General features: G+C 51.9%; 20 protein-coding genes. 8 read left to right on the top strand and 12 right to left on the bottom strand.

Annotated elements, in window-relative coordinates; all coding sequences use genetic code 11:
- Positions 1–23: 23 nt before the first annotated feature.
- On the top strand, positions 24–626 hold the full coding sequence (locus tag QZ303_RS05725) for a YqgE/AlgH family protein (protein WP_295730397.1): 603 nt from the start codon (positions 24–26) through the stop codon (positions 624–626).
- A gap of 89 nt (positions 627–715) precedes the next feature.
- Here the strand turns inward: QZ303_RS05725 and QZ303_RS05720 are convergent, their stop codons facing one another.
- The 6 genes from QZ303_RS05720 to QZ303_RS05695 form a co-directional block, all read right to left on the bottom strand.
- The gene (locus QZ303_RS05720; protein ID WP_295730394.1) at positions 716–1,834 is read right to left on the bottom strand and encodes an MraY family glycosyltransferase; all 1,119 of its coding nucleotides are present in this window, start codon (positions 1,832–1,834) and stop codon (positions 716–718) included.
- Between the two features lie 86 nt (positions 1,835–1,920).
- Positions 1,921–3,258 carry a UDP-glucose/GDP-mannose dehydrogenase family protein gene (locus QZ303_RS05715; RefSeq protein ID WP_295730392.1) on the bottom strand — a complete coding sequence of 446 codons (1,338 nt, stop codon included), beginning with the start codon at positions 3,256–3,258 and terminating at the stop codon, positions 1,921–1,923.
- 220 nt (positions 3,259–3,478) lie between these two features.
- Positions 3,479–4,417, bottom strand: a complete 939-nt coding sequence (gluQRS, locus tag QZ303_RS05710) for a tRNA glutamyl-Q(34) synthetase GluQRS (RefSeq protein WP_295730389.1) — start codon at positions 4,415–4,417, stop codon at positions 3,479–3,481.
- A gap of 43 nt (positions 4,418–4,460) precedes the next feature.
- On the bottom strand, positions 4,461–4,775 hold the full coding sequence (locus QZ303_RS05705) for a nitrous oxide-stimulated promoter family protein (protein ID WP_295730386.1): 315 nt from the start codon (positions 4,773–4,775) through the stop codon (positions 4,461–4,463).
- A gap of 11 nt (positions 4,776–4,786) precedes the next feature.
- A complete protein-coding gene (locus tag QZ303_RS05700) occupies positions 4,787–5,884 on the bottom strand; it encodes a DUF4831 family protein (RefSeq protein WP_295730382.1) in 1,098 nt (365 codons plus the stop codon).
- Complete coding sequence (locus QZ303_RS05695) at positions 5,881–7,410, bottom strand: NAD(P)H-hydrate dehydratase (protein ID WP_295730380.1); 1,530 nt, start codon at positions 7,408–7,410, stop codon at positions 5,881–5,883. The genes QZ303_RS05700 and QZ303_RS05695 overlap by 4 nt, the downstream gene beginning before the upstream one ends.
- A 154-nt stretch (positions 7,411–7,564) precedes the next feature.
- Here QZ303_RS05695 and tsaD point away from each other — a divergent pair, with 154 nt between their 5' ends.
- The 5 genes from tsaD (at position 7,565) to QZ303_RS05670 (ending at position 11,019) form a co-directional block, all read left to right on the top strand.
- On the top strand, positions 7,565–8,581 hold the full coding sequence (tsaD, locus tag QZ303_RS05690) for a tRNA (adenosine(37)-N6)-threonylcarbamoyltransferase complex transferase subunit TsaD (protein ID WP_295730376.1): 1,017 nt from the start codon (positions 7,565–7,567) through the stop codon (positions 8,579–8,581).
- Entirely contained in the window at positions 8,578–9,120 is a 543-nt protein-coding gene (locus QZ303_RS05685; protein ID WP_295730373.1) for a CinA family protein, read from the top strand. The genes tsaD and QZ303_RS05685 overlap by 4 nt, the downstream gene beginning before the upstream one ends.
- A gap of 81 nt (positions 9,121–9,201) precedes the next feature.
- Complete coding sequence (gene hpt, locus QZ303_RS05680) at positions 9,202–9,762, top strand: hypoxanthine phosphoribosyltransferase (protein ID WP_295730371.1); 561 nt, start codon at positions 9,202–9,204, stop codon at positions 9,760–9,762.
- A 103-nt stretch (positions 9,763–9,865) separates the two neighbouring features.
- Positions 9,866–10,450, top strand: a complete 585-nt coding sequence (locus QZ303_RS05675) for an adenylate kinase (RefSeq protein ID WP_295730368.1) — start codon at positions 9,866–9,868, stop codon at positions 10,448–10,450.
- Positions 10,447–11,019, top strand: a complete 573-nt coding sequence (locus QZ303_RS05670; protein ID WP_295730366.1) for a hypothetical protein — start codon at positions 10,447–10,449, stop codon at positions 11,017–11,019. The genes QZ303_RS05675 and QZ303_RS05670 overlap by 4 nt, the downstream gene beginning before the upstream one ends.
- A gap of 90 nt (positions 11,020–11,109) precedes the next feature.
- Here QZ303_RS05670 and QZ303_RS05665 read toward each other — a convergent pair whose 3' ends face one another.
- The 6 genes from QZ303_RS05665 to QZ303_RS05640 form a co-directional block, all read right to left on the bottom strand.
- The gene (locus tag QZ303_RS05665; RefSeq protein ID WP_295730363.1) at positions 11,110–11,670 is read right to left on the bottom strand and encodes a porin family protein; all 561 of its coding nucleotides are present in this window, start codon (positions 11,668–11,670) and stop codon (positions 11,110–11,112) included.
- A 69-nt stretch (positions 11,671–11,739) separates the two neighbouring features.
- Positions 11,740–12,012 (bottom strand): HU family DNA-binding protein, encoded by a 273-nt coding sequence (locus QZ303_RS05660; protein WP_295730360.1) that lies wholly within the window; start codon positions 12,010–12,012, stop codon positions 11,740–11,742.
- 149 nt (positions 12,013–12,161) lie between these two features.
- Complete coding sequence (locus QZ303_RS05655) at positions 12,162–13,082, bottom strand: C40 family peptidase (RefSeq protein WP_295730358.1); 921 nt, start codon at positions 13,080–13,082, stop codon at positions 12,162–12,164.
- The gene (locus tag QZ303_RS05650; RefSeq protein ID WP_295730355.1) at positions 13,079–13,609 is read right to left on the bottom strand and encodes a GNAT family N-acetyltransferase; all 531 of its coding nucleotides are present in this window, start codon (positions 13,607–13,609) and stop codon (positions 13,079–13,081) included. The genes QZ303_RS05655 and QZ303_RS05650 overlap by 4 nt, the downstream gene beginning before the upstream one ends.
- 32 nt (positions 13,610–13,641) lie before the next feature.
- Positions 13,642–14,268, bottom strand: coding sequence for a recombination mediator RecR (gene recR / locus QZ303_RS05645; RefSeq protein ID WP_295730353.1), 627 nt, complete (start codon positions 14,266–14,268; stop codon positions 13,642–13,644).
- Between the two features lie 3 nt (positions 14,269–14,271).
- Entirely contained in the window at positions 14,272–15,045 is a 774-nt protein-coding gene (locus tag QZ303_RS05640) for a nitroreductase family protein (protein ID WP_295730350.1), read from the bottom strand.
- 493 nt (positions 15,046–15,538) lie between these two features.
- On the opposite strand from QZ303_RS05640, the gene QZ303_RS05635 reads away from it, so the two are divergent.
- Positions 15,539–18,085, top strand: coding sequence for an adenosylcobalamin-dependent ribonucleoside-diphosphate reductase (locus tag QZ303_RS05635; protein WP_295730347.1), 2,547 nt, complete (start codon positions 15,539–15,541; stop codon positions 18,083–18,085).
- 50 nt (positions 18,086–18,135) lie between these two features.
- Positions 18,136–18,510, top strand: a complete 375-nt coding sequence (locus tag QZ303_RS05630; protein WP_295730345.1) for a RidA family protein — start codon at positions 18,136–18,138, stop codon at positions 18,508–18,510.
- Positions 18,511–18,551 lie beyond the last annotated feature (41 nt).

Genomic DNA, 18,551 nt, shown 5'->3' with positions numbered 1-18,551 from the left:
TAATCCCAGGAAAGTATACAGCTATGAAAGATCTCGATAAATTCCTTAACCGCATAGACCTGCCCAAAGGGACGCCGGAATCGGGGGCCCTTTTGGTGGCCGAGCCCTTTCTGCGTGAAAGCTATTTCAATCACGCAGTCATCTATATCGTGGATTACGGACAAGGGGAGACCACCATGGGAATAGTGATGAACAAGACCACCAACTATCTTCTGTCGGATCTGCTAAACAGCGTCACAAGGCGCGAACCCATCCCCGTGTACTGCGGAGGGCCGTTATCCGGCGACAGGCTTTACTTCATCCACCGCCTTGGAGACATAATCCCGGGTGCAAAACATATCGCCGACGGCCTTTATATCGGAGGAGACTTCGACAAAATGATTGATTATGTAAATGCCGGATATCCTCTTGACGGACTGGTGCGTTTCTGTCTTGGTTACAGCGGATGGGACATCGGCCAACTCGATGATGAACTTAAAAATAACGTATGGGCCGTAACCCGCATGACAAATCCCGATACGATTCTTCAAGGATCGGAGGACGGATACTGGCACGGTCATGTGCGCACTCTCGGCTCGACATATCGCGGATGGCTATACCATCCGCAATATCCGTCACTTAACTGAGACACTACTGCAAAAAGGCGGCATACCGCAAATCCGATACACCGCCTTCATTCATCAGGGAACACTCCCACCGATCAATAGCGCACACATTATGCGCTCAATGAGAGCTTATGCTTCTTTATGGCATTGCTGAGCAGTATATTTGCAACTGTCCAGAATGCGATGTCGAGCACTATAAGAAGTGTAATGTCGAGATAATTGGCAAGTACGATATTAGCCACCGAGAAAGCAATGGCCACACACACCACCGTCACCATGGCTACACGCGACGATATGCCCAACGCGAGGAGTTTGTGATGGATGTGCGTACGGTCCGGCAGGAATGGATTGTTGCCACGACGCACTCGACCGATAAACACCCTGACCACATCAAAACATGGCACTATGAGCGGCGACAGGGCAACCACGAACATGTTGAAATCAAAACCATCTACCGCAATGGAGGAGGCGCTGAACAATCTAAGGCTCAAGAACGACAAAAGCAGACCAATCGTAAGAGAGCCGGCATCGCCCATAAATATCTTCTTTCGTTTCACAGGGTCTCCAAACACATTATAGTAGAAGAACGGCACCAACACTCCGAGAGACGCAAAAGATAACATGGCATACACATATTGCCCCAGCATATAGAACGCTACACCATAAATTATAAATCCCGTAGCGGCAAGACCGGAAGCGAGGCCGTCGATACCGTCAATAAGATTGAGCGCATTGCACACGAACACTATGTATATTACTGTCATAAGAAATCCCAGCCAAAAAGGAATATTGTTGATCCAAAGGAATCCATGCAGGGAGTTAATCCATAACCCGCCCATTATTATGAATACAGCGCAAAGAATTTGAGCCACAAACTTTGCACGATAACGTACCCCGACAAGATCATCGCCGACACCTACTATATATATCAGAAACAGCGAACAGAAACCCATCGACAAAGGAAGCGTCTGTGACTCCACAAGGAGCATCAGACGGGCATCTCCGACCAACAAGGTGGCGCCTATAAGCAAAGAGACAGTGAAGCATATCACCGGAGTAAAGGCAATGCCTCCGAGCCGTGGCACGATTCCCTTGTGAATCTTACGCTCGTCAGGCATATCAAAAAGCTCTTTCTTAAAAGCCACAAGCAGAATCTGAGGAATGAAGATTCCCGCAAACAGTACGCAAAGCACAAATACGACAAAATTACATAGTAACCAGAAGTCCATAACAAAAGTGTGTAAATAATCAATTAATAAAGTATCCTCTACAATCAATATTTAATGGAGTTAAAATATGATTTTACAAAAAACGGTCAGCGCCCTATGCCGGAATAGACGAAGCCTTCCGACTCAACCTCCGCCCTATCATAGATATTGCGGCCATCGATAATGAGCGGATTGCCCATCACATGCCTGAGCACCGACCAGGATGGCATACGGAACTGTTTCCATTCAGTGAGCAAAAGCAGCGCATCCGCACCAAGAGCGGCATCGTACATGTCGCATGCATACTCTACCCTACCATCCCCCCGGAGAGCGCTCCCGTCACCCAACCTACGACGACACTCGTCCATAGCGACAGGATCATATACCCTTACCACCGCTCCTGCGGCAACAAGGCTCTCTATAACCACGAGCGAGGGGGCCTGACGCATATCATCGGTCTCCGGCTTGAAAGCGAGCCCCCAGACAGCAATCCTACGTTCCTTGAGCGAATCGCCGAGCGCGGCACACAACTTATCGTAAACCACTCTCTTCTGAGCCTCGTTGGTGGCCTCCACGGCCTCCACCACACGCATGACACAACCGTTCTCACGTGCAGTGCGGGCAAGTGCCTTCACGTCTTTCGGAAAGCACGAACCGCCATAACCGCATCCCGCATACAGGAATTTACCCCCTATGCGGACATCGGTGCCGATTCCTTTTCGTACCATGTTGATATCCGCCCCGACATGATCACATAGATTCGCGATGTCGTTCATGAAGGATATACGCGTAGCCAACATGGCGTTGGCCGCATACTTGGTCATCTCCGCAGAAGGGATATCCATGAAATAAACACGGAAATTATTGGTAAGGAACGGCCGGTAAAGCTTTGTCATCACGGCCTTGGCACGTTCGCTCTCAACACCGACCACCACACGGTCAGGCGACATGAAGTCTTTTATCGCTGCACCTTCCTTAAGAAACTCAGGATTGCTGGCCACTTCAAAATCAATATCTACGCCACGCGACGAAAGCTCTCCGGATATTACATCCTTCACCTTGGACGCCGTGCCGACAGGCACGGTTGACTTGGTGACGAGCAATGTATAGCGATTTATATTGCGTCCAAACGTACGAGCCACGTCAAGAACATGACTCAAATCAGCACCGCCGTCCTCATCCGGAGGAGTACCTACGGCAGAGAACACCACCTCGACATCGTCAAGACACTCTGCAAGCGAAGTGGTGAAATGCAGACGACCGGCCTCCACATTGCGAAGCACCAGCTCTTTCAGCCCCGGCTCATATATCGGAATCTCTCCGCTCTTAAGACAGGCGATCTTATCCGCATCTATGTCGACACAAGTCACATCGACGCCCATCTCGGAGAAACATGCTCCCGAGACAAGACCAACATAACCGGTGCCGACTATTGCTATATTCATTATTCCGCGTACTTAAATTCTATAATGCGACCTGAAAACATCAAGGCGACTATAGCCATCACAAGACATAAGACAAGTCATAAAAATACTGAAAACCATCAGAGTAGTTTTCATGACGGCTTCCATTGAACCTTACTAAGGGCAAAGTTACTAATTACAATGTATTTGTGCAAATTTTATGAGGGCTTATCATACAACAGTTTCCGGAATAATCGACAGATCAAGCATACGCACGAAGCAATGACAACATCTCTTCAGAATCAACCGAAGCCGCCTGGCAGACCATCGCCACGACTTCGGAAGGGCCATAGGATGCACGCAGATATTCCATGGACATCGCCCCGTCCCGTTTGGACAGACGCAATCCGTCGGCATTCTTCAACAAAGGGAGATGGGCATATGACTGAGGCGAAACAAGACCGAGCAACGAGGTGAGGTAACGTTGTGGCGCGGTAGAGAGCAACAAATCGTCACCTCTCACCACCTCGGTAACTCCCATCATCGCATCATCCACAGCCACAGCCAACTGATACGCCCAAGAGCCATCGCGCCGACGCAAGACGAAGTCTCCGAAATTTGCGGAAAGATCCACCTCCTGCGGTCCACATATGCGATCATCAAACCGCACTACCACATCCGGCGACGAGGGGAATGCATGACCGGAGGGATAAGGAGGCACCATGACACGCAGGGTCGCAGGCAACAATCCGGCCCCGAAGCAAGGCGACATCGGACGACATCTCCCCGCGTAAGGAATGTGCCCGTCTGTGGCGTGAGGCGCACGTGATGCCATCAGTTCAGCGCGTGTACATGTGCACGGATACACCAACCCCATATCGGAAAGGTCCTTAAGAGCACCCTCATAAACTTCGGTGCGCTCGCTTTGATAGACAGGACCTTCGTCCCACCCGAGTCCAAGCCAATCAAGATCAGACATTATCATATCGGCCCATTTTCGACGAGAGCGCTGGGTGTCGATATCCTCTATCCTCAACAGCCACGACCCACCATTGGCCTTGGCGGATATGTACGACATCAAGGCGGCATATATATTGCCGAGATGCATTCTTCCGGATGGAGACGGAGCAAACCGCCCTTTACTTGGGATAGCCGCAATACGTTCCGGCGAAGTGTTCAACAATCTATCAAGAATCGACATCTGAATATGAGCACAGTATAGAAGGTTGTTACTGGTGTTACATTCAATGACGGCATTCATCAATAAGATGACGTATAGCCATCGCCGGATGAATGAACAGCATACGAGGACCGGCATAACGCATAACCCTTCTGATATCGTCACGTCTGGATTGTGAGTAGCAATGTATCTCGCATTTACGACAACTGCTCTTGTCCCCTCTCTTCGGGCACATGTCAATGCGCGCGCAAGCGTAATCAAACAGCGTACGGCATTCATCACACAAGACGTCGCGACGACCGTCAAATCTGTGGAATCTGGAGCAGTACATTGCTATCATGCAGCGCACGACCAGCTTCTCGCGTTCGATACGCTCCATTTATCCGCAAGTCATGGCTGGGGCACAGCCACCGTGCCAAGCTCCCGTATCGCTCCGGTGACAGGATTCATAATAAGATACGAAGGGGCTTTACGATCGCTGAATGGCTTAGGATCAAGCCCGAACACTATGCCATACTGAGCCGCATCGATAGACCCCTCCCACATGGTCTCACCTCGGAACGATATGCTGATAGAAGCGCTTCCGGGTATACGGTAGGCAATGCCACCCTTCGGGAAAACCTTCGGTTCACCCCTTTCATTAAGAGGCATCTTGCCACGGTCGGTGACACGAAGCGACAATGTCACGGGATCACCTGAAAGGTCGGACGCATCGACAATTCCATCAATGGCCGAAATGCGTGCTATGACCTTGCGCGACACGTCGTCGCCGGGAGTATAAGTGATAGTATTCACGTCTGTCTCGGTCTGCGTTGTACCAACAAACATGGCGGTAAGCGCGGCCTCCTGGGCGGCAATCTCGTCAATCACGATCTGCATTGCTTTACCGTCCGGCGGCATCTGGTCGGCCTGCCCGGTGATAAGATCCGAACGGCTCTGACGCAGTTCGTAGATGCGTTGTGCCGCAAGTTCCGCACGCTTGGCTATCGACTGGCTTTGGAGCATCTCTGCCGTAATCACCTGATTGGCGGCTGCACCTTGCAACGGAGTAGGCACAGCTGCCACAGGCACCGGAAGTACGGGCGACTCCATGGCAGCGACATCCTCGGTGTTGATGGCAAGCGGAAGGTTGTTCTCATCCATTATAAGGAAAGGCGTATAGCCAGGCTTGAACTGCATGAGATAGCGTTCGGAATTATTGGCGACACCACGGGCATTGACCGACACCGACTTCACGCTCCAGCCCTCCGACCTTTTGGTAATCGGGTCATCCACATTCAGATACTTTTTTGCATATAGATAAAACTCTCCCGGTTCCTTCACCACATGTTCCGCCTCAATGGTAATGTCAAGGACGGTAGTGGGAAGCGAGTAGACCAGGCCATAATCGTTTGCCTTTGTCGCCGAGAATTTCTGAGTACTCTGTGCCGATGCCGAAGCAATGGCAAGCAGACACATCGGTATGGCTATTGTGCGATTGTATTTCATGATTCTTTAGCTTTCTTGATTATGTCATGTATCGCTTTTGACACAAATGTAGCCACATCCGTGGCCAATGTGCCGAAAGTGCCGTATTCCTCACCTGCGAGCGTACCGGCCATGCCATGTATATAAGCCCCTATAGCTGCTGCAAGGTCGGGAGTATATCCCTGGGCCATCAACGAGCCTATCACACCGGTCAGCACGTCTCCGCTTCCGGGAGTAGCGAGTGCCGGGCAGCCGCTACCCACGAAATATATCTTGCCGTCAGGGCGCACCACATAAGTGTAACGTCCTTTGAGCAGTATTATTATATTATAATATGCCGACTTCTCGACAGCAGCCCTGAGACGCGCCTCATGCGACATGTAAGGGCCGAAAAGCCGGTCGAACTCACCGGCATGCGGTGTTATAACCGACATCGGAGGCACATGCTCCAGAAGGTCTGGGCGTTGCGCTATGCAGTTGAGACCGTCGGCATCGATGACCATCGGCTTTGATGCCATGTTGATAAATGCCTCTACCGCACGCACGGTATAGTCATGGGTGCCGATTCCGGGACCCAACGCCACTACGTCGTATTCATGCCGTGGCGATATATCAGTGATGACTATGTCATGCTGGTCGGCATGGAACATAGCTTCAGGCACTGCCGTCTGCATCGGCATGAACCCGCATCGGGGAGAATGCACGGTAAGCCTGCCTACACCGGAGCGCAAAGCGCCAAGCGCCGCCATCTGGGCCGCACCCATCATGCCGTAGCATCCGGCCACAAGCAACATTCTTCCGAAGTCTGCCTTTGAAGAGAATTCGTTGCGAGGGCGCAATATACGCTGCACATCGCTTTTCTCAAGCAGATAGTAGGGACTCTGCTCCCCGCGGGCCTCGTTGCCGGCAAGCTTTATGTCGAGTACTTTCCATTCACCCAGAAATTCTGCATTGTCCTGGATAAAAAACGCCAGTCGCGGAAACTCTATGGCCAAGGTGAGGGTGGCATGTATCACATCTCGAGAAAGGGTCATCTCGTTCCACTCGCCAAACATGCCGGACGGCATGTCAATCGACACGATTGTAGCGTTTGAACTATTTATATAGTCCACAAGCGACTTAAATCCCCCTTTAAGAGGTTCTTTAAGTCCCGAACCGAAGAGGCCGTCAATCACTATGGTCTCCCGCGTGATTACCGGAGGCGCGAAATCCGTAGTAACTTCGGTAAAAGATACACCGGGCATCTCCTTCAGCTTATCACGGAAATGCGCGCAAGCCTCTGATAGTCCATGCTCGGTGACATTCAAAAGGAGCACCTCAACGGAATAACCCTCGTCGGCAAGCATGCGGGCTACCGCCAAAGCGTCGGCACCGTTGTTTCCCGGCCCGGCAAACACCATCATCGGGCGCGACGGACGCCAGCGGCTCATTATCTCCCAGGTCACAGCCGAGGCGGCCCGTTCCACCAATTCTATGGTGGTGACGCCCTCCTTCTCTATCACTGCGCGCTCTATCGAGCGTATCTGGGAATTGGTAAATATTTTCATCAAACAAGTATCTATTTTATCCCGGCCCTGTCACGACCGTTTTCTGATCTGTCCAACTATATCGCAAAATTACGAAATCTTATCAGCACATGAAAAAAATGTCGCGAGGAAGTCATAAATTTCCTAAATTTGCATTAGAAAAATTTGAGCGAACATGTCTGTAACAATACTTGGAATCGAATCATCTTGCGATGACACCTCAGCCGCCGTGATACGCGACGGAATACTCCTCAGCAATGTCATCGCCAGCCAGAAGGTGCATGAAGAATATGGCGGGGTCGTTCCGGAACTCGCATCACGCGCACATCAACAGAACATCGTGCCCGTTGTCGACACGGCGATAAAGCGCGCGGGGATAGCCCCCTCCGACATTTCTGCCATAGCTTTCACCAGAGGGCCGGGATTGCTCGGTTCCCTGTTGGTAGGCACGTCTTTCGCCAAAGGGATGGCCATAGGACTCGGGTGTCCGATAGTTGATGTAAACCACCTCCACGGCCACGTGCTCAGCCACTTCATACGCCGCGAGGTGTCGGACACGATTCCGGGATTTCCATATCTCTGCCTCCTGATATCAGGAGGAAATTCACAGCTGATACTCGTCAGAAGCCCGCGCGATATGCAGGTGCTCGGCCAGACTATCGACGATGCCGCAGGCGAGGCGTTCGACAAATGCGCGAAAGTCATGGGACTCCCCTACCCGGGAGGACCGCATATAGACCGTCTGGCAGCCGAAGGCGATTCAAAACGCTTCAAATTCGCGAAACCTCATATCCCCGGCCTCGACTACAGTTTCAGCGGACTCAAGACATCGTTTCTTTACACTCTTCGCGACAACGTGAAGGTCGATCCTGAGTTTATCGACAAGAATAAGGCGGATCTCGCCGCATCGCTCCAGGAGACAATAATAGCCATACTGCTCGATAAGCTCGACAAAGCCGTGAAACAGACCGGTGTAACGACAATAGCCATAGGCGGTGGGGTATCGGCCAACTCCGGAGTACGGAGTGCCATTTCCGATTACTGTTCCAAGCATGGCCTAACCCCATTTATTCCGGAGCGTGCATTCACCACTGACAATGCCGCCATGGTAGCGATTGCCGGTTATTTCAAATATCTTGACGGCGATTTCTGTGAAATGGACGCCGCTCCATATGCCCGCGTAACGGTATGAAAAATTCCCTCACACAAAAAGATGGCCTCCCCATCCCTGTCAAAGGGGCGCGTGAGATATTCTCACTGCTGGCCGAAAAGCATCTTACACTGTCTACGGCCGAAAGCTGCACCGGAGGCAACATCGCCCACAACATCACTCTGATTCCTGGCAGTTCCGAAATTTTCAAGGGAGGAATCGTCTCCTACAGCAACGAAGTCAAGCACATGGTGCTCGGAGTAAGGGAAAAAACGCTCGCCGAACATGGAGCGGTAAGCCGTCAAGTCGTAGAGCAGATGGCAGAAGGTGCATGCCGCGTGTGCGACACCGACTGTAGCGTTGCCACATCCGGCATAGCAGGCCCGGGGGGCGCTGTTCCGGGAAAACCGGTAGGAACCGTATGGATCGCCGCACGATACCATGACACAATACGCTCTGGACTGTTCATGTTCTCCGGATCCCGCGAGGAGATAATCTCCATCGCCACCTCCGCAGCCTTGTCTTTATTATACAGCACGATTACTTCTCCCGACAACGCGCCCTCTCATGATGGCTTTTAGACGTCACTTTCAAAATTTCACATAAACATCTTTAGCGACACGCGATTTTTCACTAATTTTGTCGAAACTATCATTACCACGATGAATACAGTGACATATAACGGCCTTAATTTCCGGCCCTATATAAAATATGAAACGATACAGCGACGCATAGCGGAAATCGGCGAGGAAATCGGACATGAATACTCCGGTAAATGCCCCTTGATACTATGCGTGCTCACAGGCGCGTTTCCATTCGCATCCGATCTTTTCCGCTCACTTGGCATAGATGCCGAAATCGCCTTCATTCGCCTTAAAAGCTATGAAGGGACCTCTACTACCGGAAACGTGAAGCAACTCCTTGGACTGACGGAGAACATAGAGGGACGCCACGTGATAATTGTAGAGGATATCGTCGACACAGGTCATACTATCAGTAATCTGATCAAGGACCTCCAGGCCAGGAATCCGGCATCGGTCAAGGTTGCCACACTCCTTTACAAGCCTCAGGCACAACTATGTGGTGTAGTGCCTGACTATGTGGGCTTTGAAATACCCACAAAATTCATCATCGGATTCGGACTTGACCTCGACGGGCTTGCACGCAATCTCCGCGACATATACGTGATCTGCGACGAGGATAAGCTTTCCACCCAGGAATAACCGTCACTGATTAGCGGTATGGATGAATGCGTGTCCGCTTGTACACGCCACTTTTGATTGCCTATTATTCATTTATATATTCATCAATTCATTTGAGATAATCATGTTCAACATAGTGATATTCGGTGCGCCCGGAAGCGGGAAAGGCACCCAGAGCGACAAACTGATCGAGGAATACGGACTGTATCATATATCGACAGGAGAAGTGTTGCGCGACCACATAGCAAGAGGAACCGAACTCGGGAAAGTGGCCGACAGCTATATCTCGCAGGGACATCTCATTCCTGACGACCTTATGATAAAGGTATTGGAAGATGTACTTGACAACACTCCGGAAGCCGACAAGGGTGTGATATTCGACGGATTCCCCCGCACCATTCCCCAGGCAAAGGCACTGAAAGAAATGCTTGCACACCGCGGGTCGAAAGTGCATGCCGTAGTCGGACTGGAAGTCGACGACAATGAGCTGGTCGACCGCCTGCTAAAACGCGGGCAGATGTCGGGGCGCAGCGATGACAACCTCGACACCATCAAACAGCGTCTTGACGTGTATCATTCGCAGACCTCGCCACTTCGAAACTACTATAAGGAAGAGGGCAAATATCATGCGATACCCGGATCGGGCGAAATCGAATCAATATTCTCCGAGATAAAAACACGTCTCGACAATGTAAAATCACAATCATGACGCAAGAAACGCCGGTACAGTCGGCGGCGAAAGAGGTCTATGAAATGCTCCTCCGCCGGCAGGCTTTCGAGGCAATGCAGCTCGCCGATGAGATCACCGCGGATGCCATATCCCAATGGCAACGCGACGCTTCTCCGGCCAACGCATGCGACCTTCTTGTCGCGTCTTGCGCGCTATCGGAGTCGCAGATTGCCGCCGGCAGGCTCAAGCCGGCGCTCAACACGGCTCTCCGTGCGCTCGCACACACTTCTACGGCCGACACAGATGCCGAGCCCCGCATGATGTGCACATTGTCGGCTTGGAACGCACTCGAGCAATTGCTCAATCTCACTATCCCCGACGACACGCGCCGCGATGCCGTGGCTTCTGCCACCGGCATGCTCGGATCGTTGCTTTATCATTACTACTACGCCACGGGGCGAGCCAACCCGGAGTGTGCCGCGCTTAATGACGCCTACGATGCCCTGAGGGTTATAACATCCCTCGTGCGCATCGATTCCGCAGCGACACCGGCCACAACACTCCCCGCGCTCATCTCCTCCATCGCTGATGCCGGTCTTGCAGAATAATATTAATCCTATAGTCAACCCCTTTCAATCAACAGGCCCTGTGTCAGCGAGCTGACACAGGGCCTGTTGATTGAAAGATAATTGTTTATATCAGAAGAGATAGGCAGCTGTAACAGTCCAGAAACGGTTCTTGCCATTGACCTCACCCGACTCATAAGTCTTGCTCAGTCCAAGGCCATAGCTTGCGGCAACCTGAACGTGGCTCAGCAGCTCAACACCAAGCCCGAAGTTCCATGAGAAATTCGACTTGTTCTCCTTGCCTAATTCGATTTTGGAATGATCTACCATATATGCCCACTCCGGACCTGTGGTAAGGAACGGGACAACAATGCGGCTGATTACCGGGAAACCAAAACGATACTTGAGGTTGACAGGTATGGCAATATAGTCATTGTGGACTTCCTTTCCGGCATCGCGACGCACGTACATAAGCGAGGCGTCGAATGCGAAACCGAGCAGAGGGATGCGGCCATCAAGCATAACGCCTCCGGTGAAACCGGTGCGGTTGTCACTTGACCCCAAAGACTTGTTGAAATGTAGTTCGTTGACACAGATGCCGACTTTCGGACCGATGCGCAATTGAGCTGATGCAGGCATGGCAAAAGCAATGGCAACCATTACAGAAGCGATAATAAGTGAGATTTTTTTCATAACGGATAATTTTTATTTATGTGTGATATGATTTGTATTCATGACATTTGGCAACAGATTCAGGATTATTCATCGTATGCGGTCGTCTACTGTTACCCCGGCCTTAAATCGCACAGCTCTTCTTGCCGGTATCTCGATCAGTTCACCGGTATGCGGATTATAGCCCTGACGCGGCTTTTTCTCCGACACGGAAAATGTGCCGAAACCGGCCAAAGAGACTTTTCCGTCAGACTCCAGAGTATCAATTATCGTATCAAGGCAGCTATCGACTACAGCACGTACATCTGCGCGCGCCAATCCGGTACGTTCGGCCACCTTGGCCACAAGTTCGGTCTTATTCATGAGGACGAACAATCGATTTTGGTTAAGAGCGTGCTCAAGACAGCATGATGCCTTGAACAATATTTAAGCTATCGACCGCAAATTTACATTTTTAATTCCTATTTCACCGCATTTTCATTAAATATTGTGCATGCCCTAAAAATAACGAATCACGGAAGGACGCGGCGGATTGTGGCGACACGTTGCCATGGCACAGTAGAGAGACGCACACGTCCCGCTGACTCAATCATAGTATCTTGACCGACATATAGAGCGACATGGTTGATTCGTCCTGTCTTTTCAGAGGCGAAGAATATCAGGTCGGCACAAGCCACCGAATCCCGGTCGACCTCCCGGCCGACAAGCGCCTGCTGCGACGCATCGCGCGGAAGCATGATCCCCTCGGCGAGATAAGCAAGACGCGTAAGTCCCGAACAATCCATCCCTTTCGCCGTAAGACCGCCCCACAGGTATGGAACACCCATGAGCGCACGTGCCGTGTCTACGATCCGTGTAGCGTCTGAGCTATGCCGCTCCCACGTTTCCACAGGCACACATGCCTCTTTCGGAATAAGTGCACGTCGACCGTCTGGAAGTTTCATCAGCATGGTAGCATTATCACACGACACTGCTACCGCTATGTCACCTTGAACAATGTCGGCCACGGCATTGCCGGCAGAATCACAGGCCATCAGCGGAAGGACATTCATCGCAATCATGCGCGGAGCATCAAGCCACACGCCGAGACTATCGGCAGCGACAAACGTGAGGGAATTGTCAATGATATAGCCGCGATACCCGTCCGGCAACTCGACATGACTCCATCCGGAGGGAATGCGCGCGAGCACCCTCACTGGCCAGCCCATAAGAGCCTGCGTCGACATCTCCGCACCGTGGCGCGGCTCTGTACGCACATGCGCAGCCGAGACGTGGGGTATCGCCCACAGGTCAGCAGTGTCGACCTGACAAACCGTGTATCCCGCCAAAGAGGAATGTGAAGGAAGGTTATCGCCGTCTGAGGCAGGATAAGCCACGAAAGCCCCCAACGCTACACCAAGAGATACGACCGGTATTCGCCACCACAGCATCATGACTCGAAAAGGCGCTGGAAAGCATAGGCATCCACATAGCTGCGGTCACGTCGCAACCAGGAGCGCAAACGCCCGCAGGTGTCGAAACCGGCCTCGCGGAAAAGCGCCTGGCTGCGCACGTTGTCGATCGGTATTATCGCCCACAACTGATGCATGCCTATGAAACGCCCTGCATAGTCTGCACCAAGTTCGAGCATACGTTTCCCATAACCCTTCCCCTGCCAGTCGCGATCCACGAGCACGCCTACGCCGGCACGCCTGTTATGAGGGTCGAAATCGTAAAAATCAAGTGTCCCCACGGGGGTACCGGTAGAGGTATCAACAGCCATAAGGCGCAACTGTCTGGCGATATATATGTCAGGCTGATAGTTCTCTATATAGTCCCACAGACGTTTGCGGGAATATGGAGCGAGAGTGCATCCAAGCTCCCAAAGTGATGTGTCGTTTTCCCATGCGGTAAGGATGTCGAGGTCTGTAGGTTCGATGGCGCGCAAAGCTACCACGCCGTCATTGAGTAATTGTGCCATATTCTTAATGGATTAGTACTATCTTTAAATGACTATCGTTTTGAGAAAGAATCAGTGAAAAGAGTGCGGTTGATGAGAGATCGGCCGAGAGTCACCTCGTCGGTATATTCGATTTCATTGCCAACCGACACTCCGCGGGCAAGCTGCGTGATCTTTACGGGAATATCACCCAACCGACGGAATATGTAGAAATTTGTAGTCTCCCCTTCCATAGTAGCACTCAAGGCAAGTATCACCTCCTTGATTCCGCCATTCTTCACACGTTCCACCAACGAACGTATCTGCAAGGCGTCCGGCCCGATGCCGTCCATCGGGGAAATCAGCCCCCCGAGCACATGGTATAACCCACGGTATTGCCCCGTGCGCTCGAAACTCATCACATCTTTCACGCTCTCGACCACGCACACAGTCGAAGTGTCGCGCATAGGGTCGGAGCATATGGGACAGAGCTGTTGCTCGGATATATTGTGGCAGCACGTACAGTATGAAATACCGCGTCGCAGGTCGATGATGGATTGCCCCAGATCGACACCGGTCTGTTCATCCTGACGCAGTAGGTGGAGAGCCAGACGCAAGGCCGTCTTGCGTCCTATGCCCGGCAGACGCGACAGCTGTGTCACTGCATTTTCGAGCAATACTGATGCGAACTCCTGTTCCATTGTTCAGAGGGTATCGCCGGCATTAAACAAGGTGGAGTCGAGGAAATCATCGAGCACTTTTGAAAACTGCTCATTCATTCCTCTTGGATAACGTACTTCCGCATACACCTGCGCAAGAGTCTCCTTATTGTTCTCCTTGATGAATGCGGCACTGTCGGAACGTCCCTCTTTAGAAGCATACAGATTGCGTATTGCCGCATCAGTATAGTCTGCATATGCGCCTTCATGCACAATCCCCTCCACCGGAAGCCTGTCCGACACTTCCGCAGGAGCGGCGGGATATCCTACCGTCAGAGTCACCAACGGAATGACGCGCGCCGGCAAATGCAGGGTCTCGGCAATCTGCGGAGCGGTAAACAGCGTCGTCCCGAGATAGCAGCATCCGAGACCATGCATCTCGGCGAGAGTGTTGAACTGCTGGGCGAACAGCGCACAGTCGAGCACACCGTACATCAACGCCTGCGAATTGTCAAATCCAGCCTCCGTGCCGTTGATGCGACACCAATGATGGAAACGGTTTATATCAACGCAGAACGTAAGCACCACCCCGGCTCCGGATGTGACCTGCGGCTGTCCGAAATGAGCCGGGGCAAGCGCCTCTCGGTCGGCACGCGAGCGCGTCACTACCACAGAATAGAGCTGCATGTTGCCGGTAGTGGGCGCATGTGAGGCAAGCTCTATCAAACGTGTCAACAACGACGGTTCAACTTCTCTCTCCGTATATGAGCGCACCGTAGCGCGCGATGCGAAATATTTATCAATATTGTCCAGATCCATGTCTCAAAAGTTTATGCGAATATACTCAATCTCAATAAAACTAACGAAATTCTCTTAAATTTTTTCGTGTATCTGTAGTATAACGACATAAGACATAACCGTCAATGGAAGTTATCGACATCGGTCGATTAAGCATGTTGACAACTCGGATTATCAACATCGATTTGCAAAACGGACAACTTCCGACACCATCCCCAACAGGCAATATCCTATCAATCAAATACTTTAAATTCGGTTTCGGAAAACTTATCTACAATAGCGAAATTCTCGATAAAACTTTTTGGCAAGAATGAAAATATTGCTGAATTTTGCAAAGTAATTCTTAGAGAATACCTGTCTTAATTCCGACGCTAAAAAACGCACATGAGAAAAGAAGTCGCTCGCCACTTGAGGCTACGGCTTCCTTTTTCGTGCGATTACGTGTATGCGCCGGGGCAGACGGAAAATCACATTCCGATATACGCTATCATATTACAATAATATCACACCAACCGTGGACGAAAAAAAGACATATTCATTTGACGAGGCGCAGGAAGCAACGCTGCAGTATTTCAACGGCGACGAGCTGGCCGCGCGAGTATGGGTTACGAAGTATGCGCTTAAGGATTCATTCGGCAACTTGTACGAAAAGACGCCCGAGGATATGCACCACCGCATAGCCGCCGAGGTGGCCCGAGTGGAAAGCACCTACCCCAACCCGATGAGCCATGAGGAAATATTCGCACTTCTCGACCGATTCCGCTATCTCGTGCCGCAGGGAAGCCCCATGACCGGCATAGGAAACAACTATCAGGTGGCATCTTTGAGCAATTGTTTCGTAATAGGCCTTGACGGCGAGTCGGACAGCTATGGAGGCATACTACGCATCGACGAGGAGCAGGTGCAGCTCATGAAACGTCGCGGAGGCGTGGGGCACGACCTCAGCCACCTGCGCCCCAAAGGAACACCGGTGAAAAACTCGGCACTCACCTCTACAGGACTGGTACCATTCATGGAACGCTACTCCAACTCCACCCGTGAGGTGGCCCAGGACGGACGTCGCGGCGCACTTATGATGTCGGTGAGCATAAAGCATCCTGACAGCGAGGCATTTATCGACGCCAAGATGACCGAAGGGAAAGTGACAGGTGCAAATGTGAGCGTGCGCATCGACGATGACTTCATGCGCGCCGCCACCGAGGGCAAGCCTTACATGCAGCAATTTCCCGTCACCGCCGCCAATCCGGAAATCACGAAGGAAATCGATGCCGCGGCACTATGGCGCAAAATCGTGCACAATGCCTGGCAGTCGGCAGAACCGGGAGTGCTCTTCTGGGACACTATTTCCAGAGAGTCTGTGCCCGACTGCTACGCCGACCTCGGATTCCGCACCATCTCCACAAATCCATGCGGAGAAATACCCCTCTGCCCCTACGACAGCTGCCGCCTTCTCGCCATAAATCTCTACAGCTACGTCAAACACCCATTCACCGACCGCGCAGAGTTTGACTTCTACCTCTTCCGCGAGCACGTGGCAAAAGCCCAGAGGGTGATGGATGACATCATTGACCTTGAAGCAGAAAAAATAGATAAAATACTTGCCAAAATAGATTCCGATCCCGAGAGCGAGGAAGTAAAAGGCACGGAACGACACCTTTGGGAAAAAATCAGGGAAAAGACTCTTAAAGGACGTCGTACCGGCGTAGGTACTACAGGAGAAGGTGATATGCTCGCAGCTCTCGGACTACGCTACGGCACTCCTGAAGCCACCGATTTCTCAGAAAAGGTACACCGCACACTTGCGCTTGCCGCCTACAGGTCGTCGGTCGAACTGGCCAAGGAGCGCGGCGCATTCGAGGTGTATGATGCCGGACGCGAGGCAGCCAACCCCTACATTCTCCGTCTTGCCGAGGCAGATCCAGATCTGTATGAAGAGATGAAGAAGTATGGCCGACGCAACATCGCATGCCTCACCATAGCCCCTACAGGAACCACGTCGCTGATGACCCGTACCACTTCCGGCATCGAGCCGGTGTTCATGCCGGTATACAAGCGTCGCCGCAAAGTAAACCCAAACGATCCGGAGGTGCGCGTGGACTACGTGGATGATGTCGGTGATGCTTTCGAGGAGTATATCGTGTACCATCCTAAATTCATCGACTGGATGGAAACAGTAGGCATAGAACGCCGCGACAACTACACTCAGGATGAACTCGACGCACTCGTAGAAAAGTCGCCTTACTTCCGGGCCACCGCCAATGACGTCGACTGGCTCGAGAAAGTACGCATGCAAGGCCGCGTCCAGAAATGGGTCGACCACTCAATATCCGTGACCATCAACCTCCCCGCCGACGTGAGTGAGGAGCTTGTAGGACAACTGTATGTCGAGGCCTGGCGCGCAGGATGCAAGGGATGTACGGTCTACCGCGACGGCTCACGCTCGGGCGTACTTGTGTCCATCTCCAAGAAGGCACAGCCTGCGGAAGTATCGCCGATGGTGACCAATGCGCCGCACGTCGCCAAGCGTCCGATCGAACTTGACGCAGATGTGATCCGTTTCCAGAACAACAAGGAAAAATGGATTGCATTCGTAGGCCTCGTCGACGGACACCCCTACGAGATATTTACCGGACTGGCCGATGACGAGGACGGAATCTTCTGCCCAAAAAGCGTCACTAAAGGCAAGATAATCAAGGCGCTTGACGAGCACGGCAACAAGCGCTACGACTTCCGCTTCATCAACAAGCGAGGCTACAAGACAACCATCGAAGGCTTGAGCGACAAGTTCAATCCTGAATACTGGAACTATGCCAAACTGATTTCCGGTGTGCTACGCTACGGCATGCCTATCGATCAGGTACTGAAGCTCGTGAGCGGACTCGAACTCGACAGCCAGTCAATCAATACCTGGAAGATGGGCGTCGAACGTGCTCTGAAGAAGTACCTTCCCAACGGAACCAAAGCGAGCGGACAGAAATGCCCCAACTGCGGGAACGAAACACTGATATATCAGGAAGGATGCCTCATATGCACTTCATGCGGCACCTCGAAATGCGGATAACACTTTTTTGTCACCATCTATAAACCACAATACCCCAAAATAGCTACAATATGAAGAAAGCAATCTCCACCACAAATGCCCCCGGTGCCATAGGCCCATACAGTCAGGCCATCGAGGCTGGCAACATGGTGTTCGCATCCGGCCAGATACCCATCGATCCGGCCACCGGTGACATCCCCGAGGGAATCACTGCACAGACACGCCGCTCGCTCGCCAACGTAGCAGCCATACTCGATGCGGCAGGCCTGTCGCTGGACAATGTGGTAAAGACCACCGTATTCCTCGCCGATATGGGCGATTTCACCGCCATGAACGAGGTGTATGCCGACACGTTCAAGGCCCCCTATCCGGCCCGTTCGGCTGTCGCAGTCAAGACTCTGCCCAAAAACGTGCTTGTAGAAATCGAAGTCACAGCTATACGCTGATGAGCATCCGTCCACATCCGACATATAATGAAGTGCGGCCC

The organism is uncultured Muribaculum sp., assembly GCF_910583865.1.
Lineage (GTDB): Bacteria > Bacteroidota > Bacteroidia > Bacteroidales > Muribaculaceae > Muribaculum.
The sequence above is the reverse complement of the archived record's forward strand: the minus strand, read 5'-3'. Positions and strand labels throughout refer to the sequence as shown.